The sequence below is a fragment of the Escherichia sp. WS3227_2 genome, from assembly GCF_046486495.1.
In the GTDB taxonomy this organism is placed as follows: domain Bacteria; phylum Pseudomonadota; class Gammaproteobacteria; order Enterobacterales; family Enterobacteriaceae; genus Escherichia; species Escherichia coli.
Map to the genome: position 1 here is coordinate 160,785 of NZ_JBJQLG010000004.1, position 16,283 is coordinate 177,067.

Annotated in this window: 15 protein-coding genes; 9 read left to right on the forward strand and 6 right to left on the reverse strand. The window is 49.5% G+C overall.

Annotated elements, in window-relative coordinates; all coding sequences use genetic code 11:
* Window positions 1–96: 96 nt before the first annotated feature.
* Window positions 97–1,254 (forward strand): D-alanyl-D-alanine-carboxypeptidase/endopeptidase AmpH, encoded by a 1,158-nt coding sequence (gene ampH / locus ACJHXB_RS07505; protein WP_410233479.1) that lies wholly within the window; start codon window positions 97–99, stop codon window positions 1,252–1,254.
* Here ampH and iprA read toward each other — a convergent pair whose 3' ends face one another.
* Window positions 1,255–1,878, reverse strand: a complete 624-nt coding sequence (iprA, locus tag ACJHXB_RS07510) for a hydrogen peroxide resistance inhibitor IprA (protein ID WP_001295817.1) — start codon at window positions 1,876–1,878, stop codon at window positions 1,255–1,257.
* 85 nt (window positions 1,879–1,963) lie between these two features.
* A complete protein-coding gene (gene ehaB, locus ACJHXB_RS07515) occupies window positions 1,964–4,912 on the reverse strand; it encodes an autotransporter adhesin EhaB (protein ID WP_000556477.1) in 2,949 nt (982 codons plus the stop codon).
* A 525-nt stretch (window positions 4,913–5,437) separates the two neighbouring features.
* Between ehaB and hemB the strand changes: the two genes are divergently transcribed.
* A complete protein-coding gene (hemB, locus tag ACJHXB_RS07520) occupies window positions 5,438–6,412 on the forward strand; it encodes a porphobilinogen synthase (RefSeq protein ID WP_001366503.1) in 975 nt (324 codons plus the stop codon).
* Between the two features lie 39 nt (window positions 6,413–6,451).
* On the opposite strand, the gene tauD is transcribed toward hemB, so the two are convergent.
* From tauD to tauA, 4 genes are read right to left on the reverse strand one after another with little or no spacing between them, the layout of a single operon-like run.
* Window positions 6,452–7,303 carry a taurine dioxygenase gene (gene tauD, locus ACJHXB_RS07525; RefSeq protein ID WP_000004073.1) on the reverse strand — a complete coding sequence of 284 codons (852 nt, stop codon included), beginning with the start codon at window positions 7,301–7,303 and terminating at the stop codon, window positions 6,452–6,454.
* Window positions 7,300–8,127 carry a taurine ABC transporter permease TauC gene (gene tauC, locus ACJHXB_RS07530; protein WP_000114581.1) on the reverse strand — a complete coding sequence of 276 codons (828 nt, stop codon included), beginning with the start codon at window positions 8,125–8,127 and terminating at the stop codon, window positions 7,300–7,302. Before tauC ends, tauD begins: the two co-directional genes overlap by 4 nt.
* Entirely contained in the window at window positions 8,124–8,891 is a 768-nt protein-coding gene (tauB, locus tag ACJHXB_RS07535; RefSeq protein WP_000939354.1) for a taurine ABC transporter ATP-binding subunit, read from the reverse strand. The genes tauC and tauB overlap by 4 nt, the downstream gene beginning before the upstream one ends.
* A gap of 12 nt (window positions 8,892–8,903) precedes the next feature.
* Complete coding sequence (gene tauA, locus ACJHXB_RS07540; protein WP_001469425.1) at window positions 8,904–9,866, reverse strand: taurine ABC transporter substrate-binding protein; 963 nt, start codon at window positions 9,864–9,866, stop codon at window positions 8,904–8,906.
* Between the two features lie 608 nt (window positions 9,867–10,474).
* On the opposite strand from tauA, the gene ACJHXB_RS07545 reads away from it, so the two are divergent.
* The 7 genes from ACJHXB_RS07545 to fghA all read left to right on the forward strand — a co-directional run bounded on the left by ACJHXB_RS07545 (window position 10,475) and on the right by fghA (window position 16,216).
* The gene (locus ACJHXB_RS07545; RefSeq protein WP_000362012.1) at window positions 10,475–11,146 is read left to right on the forward strand and encodes a PIG-L deacetylase family protein; all 672 of its coding nucleotides are present in this window, start codon (window positions 10,475–10,477) and stop codon (window positions 11,144–11,146) included.
* Between the two features lie 9 nt (window positions 11,147–11,155).
* Window positions 11,156–12,352 carry a glycosyltransferase gene (locus ACJHXB_RS07550; protein ID WP_001605096.1) on the forward strand — a complete coding sequence of 399 codons (1,197 nt, stop codon included), beginning with the start codon at window positions 11,156–11,158 and terminating at the stop codon, window positions 12,350–12,352.
* Window positions 12,330–12,911: an acetyltransferase gene (locus tag ACJHXB_RS07555; RefSeq protein WP_072146524.1), complete on the forward strand. Its 582-nt coding sequence runs from the start codon at window positions 12,330–12,332 to the stop codon at window positions 12,909–12,911. The genes ACJHXB_RS07550 and ACJHXB_RS07555 overlap by 23 nt, the downstream gene beginning before the upstream one ends.
* Before the next feature lies 1 nt (window position 12,912).
* A complete protein-coding gene (locus ACJHXB_RS07560; protein WP_000596108.1) occupies window positions 12,913–13,686 on the forward strand; it encodes a YaiO family outer membrane beta-barrel protein in 774 nt (257 codons plus the stop codon).
* 184 nt (window positions 13,687–13,870) lie between these two features.
* On the forward strand, window positions 13,871–14,146 hold the full coding sequence (frmR, locus tag ACJHXB_RS07565) for a formaldehyde-responsive transcriptional repressor FrmR (protein WP_001141271.1): 276 nt from the start codon (window positions 13,871–13,873) through the stop codon (window positions 14,144–14,146).
* 34 nt (window positions 14,147–14,180) lie between these two features.
* Window positions 14,181–15,290 carry an S-(hydroxymethyl)glutathione dehydrogenase gene (gene frmA / locus ACJHXB_RS07570; protein WP_000842102.1) on the forward strand — a complete coding sequence of 370 codons (1,110 nt, stop codon included), beginning with the start codon at window positions 14,181–14,183 and terminating at the stop codon, window positions 15,288–15,290.
* Between the two features lie 92 nt (window positions 15,291–15,382).
* Window positions 15,383–16,216 carry an S-formylglutathione hydrolase gene (gene fghA / locus ACJHXB_RS07575; RefSeq protein ID WP_000419063.1) on the forward strand — a complete coding sequence of 278 codons (834 nt, stop codon included), beginning with the start codon at window positions 15,383–15,385 and terminating at the stop codon, window positions 16,214–16,216.
* Window positions 16,217–16,283: the final 67 nt, after the last annotated feature.

Below are 16,283 nucleotides of genomic sequence, written 5' to 3' on the forward strand. Positions count from 1 at the left end.
TTTAACACTATTATTGCACTAATTCGCCCTTTGCAATCCATCAATGAGTAGTATAAATACGCTCAGTTACCTTCATTCAATCTATGGACACCACCGTTGAAACGTTGTCTGCTTTTTTCTGCCGTGCTGTGTGCGGCGTCATTGACCTCCGTCCATGCGGCGCAGCCGATCACTGAACCGGAGTTCGCCTCTGATATTGTCGATCGTTATGCCGATCATATTTTTTACGGCAGCGGTGCCACGGGGATGGCGCTGGTTGTTATCGACGGTAACCAGCGCGTCTTTCGCAGTTATGGCGAAACGCGACCTGGTAATAACGTTCGCCCGCAGCTGGATTCGGTCATACGTATTGCTTCCCTCACCAAGCTAATGACCAGTGAGATGCTGGTGAAATTGCTCGACCAGGGGACCGTGAAGTTAAACGATCCGCTAAGTAAATATGCTCCGCCAGGCGCACGCGTACCGACTTACAATGGGACGCCCATTACGCTGGTGAATCTGGCAACCCATACCAGCGCCCTGCCCCGTGAACAGCCCGGTGGCGCGGCACATCGTCCGGTATTTGTCTGGCCAACGCGCGAGCAACGCTGGAAATACCTTTCTACGGCGAAGCTGAAAGCCGCGCCAGGCAGTCAGGCGGCGTACTCTAACCTTGCGTTCGACCTGCTGGCAGATGCACTGGCGAATGCGTCCAGCAAGCCTTATACCCAGTTGTTTGAAGAGCAGATTACCCGTCCATTGGGGATGAAAGACACCACCTACACTCCCTCACCGGATCAGTGCCGCCGTTTAATGGTTGCTGAGCGCGGTGCCAGTCCGTGCAATAACACGCTGGCGGCAATTGGCAGCGGCGGCGTCTATTCCACGCCTGGCGATATGATGCGCTGGATGCAGCAGTATTTGTCATCCGATTTTTATCAGCGCAGTAACCAGGCTGATCGCATGCAGACGTTGATTTATCAGCGCGCGCAGTTTACGAAAGTGATTGGCATGGATGTCCCCGGCAAAGCGGATGCGCTTGGTTTAGGCTGGGTATATATGGCCCCGAAAGAGGGTCGTCCGGGGATTATTCAGAAGACAGGTGGTGGTGGCGGTTTCATTACCTATATGGCGATGATCCCGCAGAAGAATATTGGCGCGTTTGTGGTGGTCACTCGTTCGCCGTTGACGCGCTTTAAAAATATGAGCGATGGCATCAATGACCTGGTGACCGAGCTAAGCGGGAATAAACCGTTGGTTATCCCCGCATCCTGATTAATACTCTGAAGGCAAACGGTTGATAGCGACCAGTTTGCCTTTATTCATTTCGATATAGCCGCCTTTACGCAAAGCAGCGAGAACTTCTGCGACGACAGAACGCGATATGCGTGTACGTTGATGGATATAATTCATCACCCCAATACGTGATCGCAATTCTTCATTCCAGTCAATCATTGATAATAACGTCGCGCGGATTTGTTCGTAGGAATTATGCCCAATGAGCTGCACGTCGCGTAATTCCAGAATTCTATTTTGCCAGGCTAACCAGTAAAAAGCATCTCGCCAGAGTTGATTTTGTTCAATAAGGGTAATGGTTTGTTTGGCTGGTAGATGATATCCCGTACAATTTCCTTCTGATATTAATTTGTATGGTATATCGTTTTTCATTAAACCATCAGCCAGTCCCATAATATAAGGAGCCTGGGTAATACCGATAAGTACGTTTTCTTCTCTACGCAGAGAGATAACGCCCTCTAAAATAACGAAAGTATCTTCGCTATTGACATCACTGGAAAATATAACTTGCTTTTCATTATTAAACTCGAAGCGCGTACCGTATCTGGACAAACATTTATCGAGCTTACCAAATTCCTGAAGAGGTTTAACTACAGATAACATTTGCGCGTCCTTTGCAGTAATGCCCGTCAAATCCTTGACGGGCATTATTTAGATTAAATAACCTATTTCTTCAGAGTGAAGAATATTACCAGGTATATTTAACACCCACGTTCGCGGACCAGTCTTGATCTACGTCACCACCACCGAGGTAGTTAGCATCGGTATAGGCGCTGAAGTTCTTGGTGAAGCTGAACTGAGTACCCAGACCAACACGTACCGCAGACCCTTCAGTACCGTTATCGATGGAATCACCGTTCACATCGTTATCGTTGTTAGAGTCGTCGTAGACGTAAGCCAGTTTGAAGTACGGAGTCAGAGCCTGGTCTTCGCTGTAGGTGAAGGTATAACCTGCATCTACACCCAGTTCATAACGCATGCTGTCGTAAGACTGACCGTCAACTTTCATGTCGTTGCTCAGCTGGTAGTCATCACCAGACTGGAACAGACCAGAAACGCTGCCGTAAGGAGTCACGTAACCTGCATCACCCAGTTTGAAGTCGTAACCGGCTTTCAAACCGAAGCCCCAAGCGTCGGAATTGGTGCTACCGTCAACATAAGTACCGTTGCTCATGGTTGCAGACAGGTCGTTGTTGAAGTGAGAGTAGCTCAAGCTACCATCAACAAAGACGTTGTTCGCGAAGTGAGCAGAAGAGTAGATGTAGGCAGTCTGGCTGTCTTGATCCACCTGACCAGAACGGTCATTCATGTCACCTTTAGCGAAACCTGCAGCCGCACCGACGATCCACTTAGCGTTGTTACCGTCAATTTTGGTATCAACACCGACCATGATGCCGTTAACATCCTGATCATAGTTGATGGTGCCGTTGTCGCCGTTGAAGTTACCACCGAAGTAGCTTACCCATGCGCCGCCGTTATCAGCCAGGCCATGACGAGAGTTGGTCAGACGAGTACCAACGGTGTCTTGTTCCAGGTTCCAGATATTGGTGTTCGCAGACGGGATGCTCAGCGCCATGTTAGCGTAGTCGGTCAGCTCCATCTGTTGCAGAACAACGGTGTTACCACGCTGCTCAGCCTGATAGGTGTATGCACCCAGGTCAGCTTTGTTAGCAGCAGAGAAGGTCGCGTTGCTGTTTTTGTCGTTAACGTAGATCAGTTCGTTACCGTTGTAGTCAGCGATAGAACCAGCACCAGTAGCGTTGTCGATACGAACTTTGTAGTTACCGGTTGCAGCTGCAACATGGTCACCGTTGTTATCAACTTCGTTCTGACCAGCTTCGATAGAAGCAGTGTTGTCGTTATCGCCGTTACCGTTAATGGTCAGGTGACCATCAGAGTTCATTGCGATTAAACCATAACCGTAGTTTGACTTGGTAGTATCGTTGGTACGGTCGTTGGTCAGGTCGGCATCAAGTACGAAGCGGTTGCTTTCGATGTTGAACACACCAGCGTGAATGTTACCACTGGTATCAGTAGTGCTGGTCAGGTTCAGAGTATCAACCTGCAGAGCATTCGCCGCAGTGTTACCGACATTCAGAATACCGTCGTTAGTCACTTTGATGTTGTTGGCATACAGAGCAGCATCACCTACAGCCCAACCAGCAGAAACTTCATCAGAAATGGTTACGGTACTGTTGTCGACAGTCAGTGAATCAGTTGCAACATGACCATCTTCGTTGATGTTCAGCGCAGAAAGACCTGTCAGAGAGATAGAGTCAGAAATCAGCGTTGAATCAGCAACATTAACCGTTGAACCACTGTTGATGCTCAGAGTATCAATCAGAGAAGTTTTGGTGGTATCCCACTGTGAACCGGTGTTCAGGGTCACATTGAACAGACCGCTCTGGTAAACTTCGTTACCGATGATGTGATCAAATTCGCTGTATTCAGAGTCGCTGTTTTCTACACCAACAGTTGATGAAGGCCACAGGCTGTTAGCTGCGATGTCGATCAGAGTTGCAGTGGCTTCAGTATTGATTCCATATGTATAGGAGTCATTTACACCATCGTCATCAGTATCAACACCAATCTGATGCGCAGACATTGCCGCACCGACCCACTTGCTGCCATTGTTCAGGGTCAGATCCAGGCGATCAGTACCATCCCAACCGTTAGTATCTACATCACCGTCAGCATCACGATAGCTATCACGACCATGCGGGAAGAAGTTCTCATCAAAGTTACTTGAGAAGAATACATCGCCCATCAGTGTGGAATTATCGAATGTTGCAGTGGTTTGCATGGCGTTATCAGCAGCAGGATGTGCAATAACAGCTAATGCGATATCGTCAGCGTTCCAACCTTTACCATTGTAATCGCTGGCATTACCTGTATTACCGAACCAACCAGTTGTACCTTCATCAGTCCATGAACCAGAGGTCACGGTTGAATCTTTAACAGTGATGGTGTTATTAAACACTTCGCTGCTGTTTACACCAGTGCTGACAGTGTTGTCGTCGATATCTTCCCACTCATAACCCTGAGTCAGCGTAATACCTGCTACATGAGAGTTATTAGAGATGGACAGATCAACTTCCTGATCCAGAGTGATGGCAGTACCAATGTTAAATACATTTACAACATGAGTGTCAGCGGCATTATTGTAGGTGCCGTTATATGTGTAGTGTTCGTAGTTGTCATCGATCGTTGAATTATCAACGGTCAGCGCCAGACGATCATGGTAGTAGTCATTCGCACGATCAGCACAATCAGTTGTCATGCACTCGGAATAAATCATGCCGTGAATAGTGCTGTTTTTGATTGTCAGGCTATTGGCGTTGGTATTAGTAGAAATACCGTCATCCAGATAGTAGGTAGAAATCACGCCGTTAACGGTAGCGTTATTAATGACCGGATAGATATCGCCGTTGTAATAACTATCAGCGGCATAGTTATTCCAGCCTACATAACCATCATAGTAAACGTCATCAGCATAGGTGGCGTCGTTGTAGTGATGGAAAGTATTGTAAGTTTGACCAGAAATATCGTTGGTCGCTGCATTAGCCTGAGAGGTGATAGCCAGAGTGCAAGCCAATGCTAATTGTGATACTACAAGTTTCTTTTTCCAGGAGTGCATTTGTCATCCCTCCTCAGGGACGTAATAAGTTGATCCATCAATTATCAATGCATAGAAAACATATTATGTTTCGCGTTGACGATTATGCGGCGTTATAGAGGAATGGTTCAATTATTCTTTCCCCTAAGTCCGATTGCGGACATATATAAAGCACGTGAACACACACACAGAAAGAAATAACAAAAACACAATATTTCAATACGTTAATGAAAGCGTTAATTTTAAAACATAGACCATGAAAATATAAAACAACTAAAACAGACAAATAATGTATCAATAAGCAATGAACTTTAAGTTATTCACTTTTTGAAAACGTCACCAAATCCCCAAAAACAATAATCTATGGCTATAAATAAAAATTAAAAATATTTTCAGTGAATATGAAATTATTGCTATTTCTATTACAAAGATGTCCTGGCCTCTCTTCCATTCTCTTCTTGTCAACATCGCGACAACTTTCGTAAAACATCCCCACCCTGCTTCAGGTATACTATGCCCCTCGATTCCACAAACATCAGGCAGACCATGACAGACTTAATCCAACGCCCTCGTCGCCTGCGCAAATCTCCTGCGCTGCGCGCTATGTTTGAAGAGACAACACTTAGCCTTAACGACCTGGTGTTGCCGATCTTTGTTGAAGAAGAAATTGACGGCTACAAAGCCGTTGAAGCCATGCCAGGCGTGATGCGCATTCCAGAGAAACATCTGGCACGCGAAATTGAACGCATCGCCAACGCCGGTATTCGTTCCGTGATGACTTTCGGCATTTCCCACCATACCGATGAAACCGGCAGCGATGCCTGGCGGGAAGATGGACTGGTGGCGCGGATGTCGCGCATCTGCAAGCAGACTGTGCCAGAAATGATCGTTATGTCAGACACCTGCTTTTGTGAATACACTTCTCACGGTCACTGCGGTGTGCTGTGCGAGCATGGCGTCGACAACGACGCGACTCTGGCAAATTTAGGCAAGCAAGCCGTGGTTGCAGCTGCTGCAGGTGCAGACTTCATCGCCCCTTCCGCCGCGATGGACGGCCAGGTACAGGCGATTCGTCAGGCGCTGGACGCTGCGGGCTTTAAAGATACGGCGATTATGTCGTATTCGACCAAGTTCGCCTCTTCCTTTTATGGTCCGTTCCGTGAAGCTGCCGGAAGCGCATTAAAAGGCGACCGCAAAAGCTATCAGATGAACCCAATGAACCGTCGCGAGGCGATTCGTGAATCACTGCTGGATGAAGCCCAGGGCGCAGACTGCCTGATGGTTAAACCTGCTGGAGCGTACCTCGACATCGTGCGTGAGCTGCGTGAACGTACTGAATTGCCGATTGGCGCGTATCAGGTGAGCGGTGAGTATGCGATGATTAAGTTCGCCGCGCTGGCGGGTTCTATAGATGAAGAGAAAGTCGTGCTCGAAAGCTTAGGTTCGATTAAGCGTGCGGGTGCGGATCTGATTTTCAGCTACTTTGCGCTGGATTTGGCTGAGAAGAAGATTCTGCGTTAATGATCATTATGCCGGGTTATCCAACCCGGCATTTCCCCCTTACCCCGCCCGATAAAACGGTTTATCCCCAAGGATCGTCGCCCGATGCATAATCCGCCGCTGTGGCAGGTAATCCGCATTGGCATAGTGCTGGGTTACGCGGTTATCCCAAATCGCAATATCATTTGGTTGCCAGCGCCAGCGCACCTGAAACTCCGGTTTGGTGATGTGGGCAAATAAAAAGCCCAGCAAGGCTTCGCTCTCTTTCTCGCTGACATCAACAATTCGCGTGGTAAAGCCTTCATTCACAAACAGCGCCTGTTTACCGCTCACCGGATGCGTTCGCACCACCGGATGTAGCAACGGCGGATTTTTCGCGACCGCCTCGCGCCAGCGTTGATGCTCCTCCTCGGTTTTGCGGTATTTGTATTCCAGGAACGATTTACGGAAATCATGCTCCGCACGCAGCCCGCTCAGCAGTTGGCGGAAGGGAACAGAGAGCGCCTCATAGGCCGCAATACCGCTGGTCCAGAGCGTATCGCCGCCGGTCGAGGGTAACTCTTTTGCCGCCAGAATCGCCCCTGCGGGTGGCGTTTCAATAAATGTCACATCGGTATGCCAGTTGTCGTTATCCGGCGGATTATCGTTATGGGTATCCAGGACGATGATCTCGTCAACCCCTTCAGCATGAGGGTAAACAGGATGAATATGCAGTTCGCCAAAACGTTGGGCCAGCGCGCGTTGCTGCTGCGGCGTAATGGCCTGTTCACGCAGAAACACCACCTGATGACGCAGTACCGCATGGTAAAGCTGTTCAAACTGGTTATCACTTAACGGGCGCGTCAGGTCGGCACCCGTAATTTGTGCGCCAATATACGGCCCCAGCGGGGTAATGCTCAGACGTTCACTCATTGTACTTCTCCATGCCAGGGCGTCAGGCGGCGCTGTAGCGCGCGCAGACCCAGTTCTAAAAGAAAGGCGATAATCGCAATCACCGCGATCCCCGCCAGCACCACGTCAGTCGCGAGAAATTCACCCGCTGACTGAACCATAAATCCTAAACCGCGCGTCGCGGCAATCAGCTCCGCCGCTACCAGCGTAGACCAGCCCACACCCAGACCAATGCGTAATCCGGTGAGGATTTCCGGCAGCGCGCCGGGCAAAATGACAAACCACAGCACCTGCGCACGGCTGGCACCCAGCGACTGGGCGGCACGAATGCGAACCTGCTGCGCGCTTTTCACCCCTGCCAGCGCCGACATCGCCACCGGTGCAAAAATCGCTAAATAGATCAGTAAGATCTTCGAGGTTTCACCAATACCAAACCAGATCACCATCAGCGGCAAATACGCCAGCGGCGGCACCGGACGATAAAGCTCGATTATCGGATCCAGAATTCCGCGCACCGTCGGGCTTAGTCCCATGGCGATCCCGACCGGAATGCCGATCAACACCGCCGCAAGTAGCGCCAGCACAATGCGCGTCAGGCTGGCTGCCAGATGCTGCCACAAGGTGGCGTCCATAAATCCTTGAGGTCCGGCAATAGTAAGCAGTTTTGCCAGTACCTGTTGCGGCGGCGGTAAAAACAGCGGGCTAATCAGTTGCAGCGCCGCCACTGCCCACCATACAGTGAGTAAAACCGCTAACGTGCCAATGCTTAAGGTCACCTGACGCGAGAGCGGCCAGCGCCATTTCAGCCGATGCGAATGCAGTTTTTCATTAATAAGCACACTCATGAGAACGCCTCCCGTTGCTCAAATACGCGGCTTAAAACATATTCGCGCATGGCGATGAATTGTGGATCGGACTTGATGCTGCGGCTCGGTTCCCCGGCAACAAAGCGGCGGGCGAAGTTGAGCGGCAGCCGCTCCAGCACACGGCCAGGGCCGGGTGAAAGCAGAACCAGTTCGGTTGCCATAAACACCGCTTCTTCTATATCGTGGGTAATCAACAGCACCTGCTTGCCCGTCTCCTGCCAGAGTTTCAGCAGCAGGGTTTGCATCTGGTCGCGGGTGAAGGCGTCCAGCGCACCAAACGGTTCATCGAGTAATAACAGCTGGGGATTTGCCGCCAGCGCGCGGGCAATCCCCACCCGCTGACGTTGACCGCCGGAAAGCTGCCAGATGTAGCGTTTTTCTGCCCCTTCCAGCCCCACTTTTTTCAGCATCTGGTGCGCGATTTCCAGTCGCTGCATTTTCTCAACACCTGCCAGTTGCAGGCCGAACGCCACGTTGTCTACCACATTACGCCACGGTAGCAGCCCTTCATTCTGAAAAACCACGCCCCGCTCTGCGCCCGGTCCCTCAATGCACTTACCCGCCAGTTGAATGCTGCCATGCTGATAAGGCACAAAACCGGCAATCAGATTCAGCAGGGTGGTTTTACCGCAGCCGGACGGCCCCAGCACCACCAGTAGCTCGCCGCTTTCCAGCGTCAGGTTGATATCTTCCAGTGCCGGTTTGCCGCCATAATCGGCGTAAAGATGAGAGATTTGCAGCATCTGCGCCTCCTTTTATTGCACGAAGCGCGAGGTCACGTACTGGCTGTAATCATTCGCTACAGCCGGGACTTTGCCCTGCTCTTTCAAAAACTGCGCGGTGTCGATGATCGCTTTGTTCACCGGTCCGGTCAGTTCTGCCGTTTGCTGCTGCGGCGTCAGATAGGTATTCCCCTTCACCAGCCCCGGAACGTCACCTTCAGGTACGCCGCTTAAACGTGCCAGTTTGCTGATGTTTTCCGGCTGTTTCAGCCACGCGTCTGGATTAGCAATGTACGGTTGTTGAGCATCGATGGCGCTTTTAGCGAACGCTTTCACGACCTCTGGATGTTTCTCGGCAAAATCTTTGCGCACCACCCAGACGTCCAGTGTCGGCGCGCCCCACTGCCCGACCTGTTCAGAATCGGTCAGCACCTTGCCGTCTTTTTTCAGGGCGTTAACCGCCGGTGCCCAGACATAAGCACCATCAATGTCTCCCCGTTGCCATGCGGCGATAATCGCGGGCGGCTGCAGGTTCACTATCTCCACTTGTCCGGGTTTTATACCCCAGTGTTTCAGCGCCGCCAGCAGGCTGTAGTGGGTGGTGGAGATAAACGGTACGGCGATGCGTTTGCCAATGAGATCTTCCGGTTTGCTGATAGTTTTCTTTACCACCAGCGCTTCGGAGTTACCCAGTTTTGACGCCAGTAAGAAGACTTCAATCGGCACCTGTTGGCTGGCTGCCACCGCTAATGGGCTGGAACCGAGGTTACCGATTTGGACATCGCCTGAAGCCAGCGCCCGCACGATGCTGGCTCCGCTGTCAAACTTACGCCAGTCCACCGTCGCCCCGCTCTCTTTAGCAAAGGTGTTATCAGCCTGAGCCACTTTCGCCGGTTCAGCGGAGGTTTGATAGGCCACGGTGACGTTCACCGCCTGTGCCTGAAAAGCGATGAATGCCAGTGCGGCAAGAAGTGTGTTACGCGATGAAATTGCCATGATTGTCTGCTCCCCTGTCTTGTTATAGGAGCAGTATTCAGGAATAAAAACATTCATTAAAAGAATTAGTCGTTATCGCACAGATGATTTTATTCTTAGCAAAAAAGCGGCAAAGGAAAGATTAAATATGCAATTACACCCACTCTGACAATTCAGTAAGTTACTGCACTTCATTTTTATTAATGCATAAACAAGCAGAACATAATGTCTTTTATTTTACTAACAGCAATACATATAATGAAATCATTATATTCACATTGCATATATAACTGTATCATTCTCAATCAACCACATAATACATTCACATAATGTATATAATCCATATTTGTGCCTAGAACATATTTTTAATATGTAATTAATTGACAAACTAAATCACATCTAAATACAATATATAAAACAAAATAACTATACAAACCAAACACACAAACACTTAACATATGAACTACATAAAAGATTACGCAGTCGTATCCCCGTACCTGAAAGCCCCTTATTTTTCAGCTATCAGTAATTTTTAACACTTAAAAATTAGCATCTGTCTGTGCCAGAGATTACGTCTCTGCGGGCATCGTTGTGCTTGTAGTATAATAAATAAAATGGAGTGTCATTAAGTGGATAAGGTTTTAGATTCAGCCATCCTTTCTTCGGCAAATAAAAGAAAGGGTATCCTTGCTATTGGCGCACATCCTGACGATATAGAATTGGGCTGTGGCGCGTCGCTTGCTCGTCTTGCGCAAAAAGGAATTTATATCGCAGCCGTGGTGATGACTACCGGCAACTCTGGCACAGATGGAATAATCGATCGCCATGAAGAATCGCGCAACGCCCTAAAGATATTAGGGTGCCACCAAACTATTCATCTTAATTTTGCTGACACCCGCGCGCATTTACAGCTCAATGATATGATTTCCGCCCTGGAAGATATCATTAAAAATCAAATTCCTTCTGATGTTGAAATCATGCGGGTATATACCATGCATGATGCCGACCGCCATCAGGATCATCTCGCTGTTTATCAAGCTTCAATGGTTGCCTGCCGCACTATTCCACAAATTCTCGGCTACGAAACCCCGAGTACCTGGCTTTCATTTATGCCTCAGGTTTTTGAATCCGTTAAAGAAGAATATTTCACAGTCAAACTTGCTGCATTAAAAAAACATAAAAGCCAGGAACGACGCGATTATATGCGTCATGATCGCCTGCGTGCAGTTGCACAATTTCGCGGGCAACAGGTCAATAGCGATCTGGGTGAAGGCTTTGTAATTCATAAAATGATTCTTTGAGCAAATTGCATGAAAACCTGGATATTTATATGTATGGCCGTAGCAATATTGCTATGGTTCCTGAGTACGTTAAGGCGTAAGCCCAGCCAAAAAAAAGGTTGTATTGACGCCATTATACCTGCGTATAACGAAGGCCCGTGTCTGGCACAGTCACTGGATAATCTACTGCGTAACCCTTATTTTTGCCGGGTAATTTGCGTTAACGACGGCTCCACGGACAATACCGAAGCGGTCATGGCGGAAGTCAAACGCAAATGGGGCGACCGCTTTATTGCCGTCACGCAAAAAAATACCGGTAAAGGTGGTGCGCTGATGAATGGCCTCAATTACGCCACCTGCGACCAGGTTTTTTTAAGTGATGCCGACACCTATGTTCCGCCCGATCAAGACGGAATGGGCTATATGCTGGCAGAAATAGAGCGCGGTGCTGATGCCGTAGGCGGCATTCCCTCTACTGCGTTGAAAGGCGCGGGTCTGTTACCGCACATCCGCGCGACCGTAAAGTTGCCGATGATTGTTATGAAGCGCACGCTACAGCAGCTCCTGGGCGGCGCACCGTTTATTATCAGCGGTGCCTGCGGGATGTTCCGTACTGATGTATTGCGTAAGTTCGGTTTCTCCGATCGTACTAAAGTCGAAGACCTTGATCTCACCTGGACATTGGTGGCAAACGGCTATCGTATTCGGCAGGCGAATCGCTGCATCGTATACCCACAGGAATGCAACAGCCCGCGTGAGGAGTGGCGTCGCTGGCGGCGTTGGATTGTGGGCTACGCGGTCTGTATGCGCCTGCATAAAAGGCTTTTATTTAGCCGCTTCGGTATCTTCAGTATATTTCCTATGCTGTTGGTTGTGCTTTATGGCGTTGGGATTTATCTCACTACCTGGTTTAATGAATTCATTACCACCGGGCCGCATGGTGTGGTGTTGGCAATGTTTCCGCTTATCTGGGTCGGCGTAGTTTGTGTTATTGGTGCTTTTAGCGCCTGGTTTCATCGTTGCTGGTTGTTGGTGCCTTTAGCACCGCTTTCCGTTGTGTATGTATTATTAGCTTATGCCATCTGGATTATTTATGGACTTATTGCCTTTTTTACTGGACGCGAACCTCAGCGCGACAAACCCACCCGCTATTCCGCACTGGTGGAAGCGTCAACCGCTTATTCCCAATCTTCTGTCACAGGAACTGAAAAACTTTCTGAAGCTTAATGTTAAAGAGAAAAATATTCAGATTGCAGACCAGGTAATTATTGATGAAACTGCAGGTGAAGTTGTTATCGGCGCGAATACCCGTATTTGTCACGGTGCCGTTATTCAGGGTCCGGTAGTGATTGGCGCAAACTGCCTGATAGGTAATTATGCGTTTATTCGTCCTGGCACAATAATCAGCAATGGCGTAAAAATTGGTTTTGCCACCGAAATTAAAAATGCGGTTATTGAAGCGGAAGCAACGATTGGTCCGCAATGCTTTATCGCCGACTCGGTAGTTGCAAACCAGGCATATTTGGGCGCACAAGTACGTACCAGTAATCATCGTCTGGATCAACAGCCCGTGTCTGTTCGAACTCCAGAGGGAATTATCGCTACCGAATGCGATAAATTAGGTTGTTATATCGGGCAGCGTTCACGCCTTGGCGTACAAGTTATTATTTTGCCTGGGCGAATTATTTCCCCGAACACGCAACTTGGCCCGCGCGTGATTGTAGAACGTAATTTACCTCCCGGAACTTATTCACTCCGACAAGAACTTATCCGTACAGGAGATTAAAATGATAAAACGGACGTTATTAGCGGCAGCAATTTTTAGCACATTGCCCGCTTATGCCGGGTTAACTTCCATTACCGCGGGCTACGATTTTACCGATTATTCTGGTGATCATGGCAACCGTAATTTAGCGTATGCTGAACTGGTGGCGAAAGTTGAAAACGCAACGCTGCTTTTTAATCTTTCCCAGGGGCGTCGTGATTATGAAACTGAACATTTCAATGCCACTCGCGGTCAGGGTGCGGTCTGGTATAAATGGAATAACTGGCTGACAACCCGAACGGGTATTGCCTTTGCGGATAATACGCCGGTCTTTGCCCGCCAGGATTTTCGTCAGGATATTAACCTGGCACTGTTGCCAAAAACGCTTTTCACGACCGGTTATCGCTACACTAAATATTACGATGATGTCGAAGTCGATGCCTGGCAAGGCGGCGTATCACTCTATACTGGCCCGGTGATCTCCAGCTACCGCTATACCCATTATGACTCCAGCGATGCAGGTGGTAGTTACAGCAATATGATTTCCGTGCGTCTGAATGACCCGCGCGGCACTGGTTATACGCAACTATGGCTAAGCCGCGGAACAGGTGCTTACACCTATGACTGGACGCCAGAAACACGCTACGGCAGCATGAAGAGCGTCAGTTTGCAACGTATTCAACCGCTGACTGAGCAACTTAATCTCGGGCTGACGGCAGGTAAAGTGTGGTACGACACCCCAACCGATGATTATAACGGTCTGCAACTTGCAGCCCATCTGACCTGGAAATTCTGATTCCTTCTGCCGCCCGCTATCCGGGGCGGCCTTCCCTGTCGATTAGGCCCCTCTTTACTTTTTGTTATCCGACTACATTCACCGGATAAATTTTATTCTCCAGTGTTATATACTATAGGGGGGTATGCATTGACATATAGCATACCCCCCTATAGTATATTGCGTGCAGATGATGAGGTGCGAAATGCCCAGTACTCCGGAAGAGAAGAAAAAGGTCCTTACTCGAGTTCGTCGTATTCGGGGGCAGATTGATGCTCTGGAACGGTCGCTGGAGGGTGATGCCGAATGCCGTGCCATACTCCAACAGATCGCTGCCGTTCGGGGCGCGGCTAACGGGCTGATGGCAGAAGTGCTTGAAAGCCATATCCGGGAAACGTTTGACCGAAATGACTGCTACAGCCGCGAAGTCAGCCAATCCGTTGACGACACTATTGAACTGGTTCGTGCCTATCTTAAATAGCTGAATCTATTACCATATTGAGGAAGAGCGAGAGATGAAATCACGTGCTGCCGTTGCATTTGCTCCCGGTAAACCGCTGGAAATCGTTGAAATTGACGTTGCACCACCGAAAAAAGGTGAAGTGCTGATTAAAGTCACCCATACCGGCGTTTGCCATACCGACGCATTTACCCTCTCCGGCGATGACCCGGAAGGTGTATTCCCGGTAGTTCTCGGTCACGAAGGGGCCGGCGTTGTGGTTGAAGTCGGTGAAGGCGTAACCAGCGTCAAACCTGGCGACCATGTGATCCCGCTTTACACCGCAGAGTGCGGCGAGTGTGAGTTCTGTCGTTCCGGCAAAACCAACCTCTGTGTTGCGGTTCGCGAAACCCAGGGTAAAGGCCTGATGCCAGACGGCACCACCCGTTTTTCTTACAACGGGCAACCGCTTTATCACTACATGGGATGCTCTACATTCAGTGAATACACCGTGGTCGCGGAAGTGTCTCTGGCCAAAATTAATCCAGAAGCAAACCACGAACACGTCTGCCTGCTGGGCTGTGGCGTGACCACCGGTATTGGCGCGGTACACAACACGGCTAAAGTCCAGCCAGGTGATTCTGTTGCCGTATTTGGTCTTGGCGCGATTGGTCTGGCAGTTGTTCAGGGCGCGCGTCAGGCGAAAGCGGGACGGATTATCGCTATTGATACGAACCCGAAGAAATTCGATCTGGCGCGTCGCTTCGGTGCTACCGACTGTATTAACCCGAATGACTACGACAAACCGATTAAAGATGTCCTGCTGGATATCAACAAATGGGGTATCGACCATACCTTTGAATGCATCGGTAACGTCAACGTGATGCGTGCGGCGCTGGAAAGTGCGCACCGCGGCTGGGGTCAGTCGGTGATCATCGGGGTCGCGGGTTCCGGTCAGGAAATCTCCACCCGTCCATTCCAGTTGGTCACTGGTCGCGTATGGAAAGGTTCCGCGTTTGGCGGCGTGAAAGGTCGTTCCCAGTTACCGGGTATGGTTGAAGATGCGATGAAAGGTGATATCGATCTGGAACCGTTTGTCACGCATACCATGAGCCTGGATGAAATTAATGACGCCTTCGACCTGATGCATGAAGGCAAATCCATTCGAACCGTAATTCGTTACTGATTGCCCGCAGGTTTACCCCGTCCAGTTCAGACGGGGTTCTTAATACTCTCCCCGGGCAGCCGTCCGGGGGATTAACCGTGAGATAATGACTGATGGAACTCATTGAAAAACATGCCAGCTTTGGCGGCTGGCAAAATGTGTATCGGCATTATTCCCAATCACTGAAATGTGAAATGAATGTCGGCGTCTATCTCCCACCAAAAGCCGCAAGTGAAAAATTGCCGGTGTTGTACTGGCTTTCAGGGCTGACTTGCAACGAGCAGAATTTCATTACTAAATCGGGGATGCAGCGTTACGCGGCGGAGCACAACATTATTGTTGTTGCGCCAGACACCAGTCCGCGAGGCAGTCATGTCGCAGATGCTGACCGTTACGATCTCGGGCAAGGTGCCGGGTTTTACCTGAACGCAACGCAAGCGCCGTGGAATGAACATTACAAAATGTATGACTATATCCGCAACGAGCTGCCGGATTTAGTGATGCAACATTTTCCGGCAACGGCCAGAAAGTCTATCTCAGGTCATTCTATGGGCGGGCTGGGCGCGCTGGTGCTGGCGTTACGTAACCCAGATGAATATGTCAGCGTCTCAGCGTTTTCGCCCATTGTCTCCCCATCGCAAGTACCGTGGGGACAGCAAGCCTTTACCGCATATCTTGGTGAAAATAAAGAAGCCTGGTTGGATTACGACCCGGTGAGTCTTATTTCACAAGGTCAACGCGTTGCGGAAATCATGGTTGATCAGGGGTTGAGTGATGATTTTTACGCAGAACAGCTGCGGACTCCAAATCTTGAAAAGATCTGCCAGGCGATGAATATCAAGACGTTAATCCGTTATCACGAGGGTTACGACCACAGCTATTATTTTGTCTCCAGTTTTATTGGCGAGCATATTGCCTACCACGCCAATAAACTGAATATGCGTTAATAATAGTGCACGATTGCCGGATGCGGCGTGAACGCCTTATCCGGCCTCCGGATGGCGCGGGAATTTG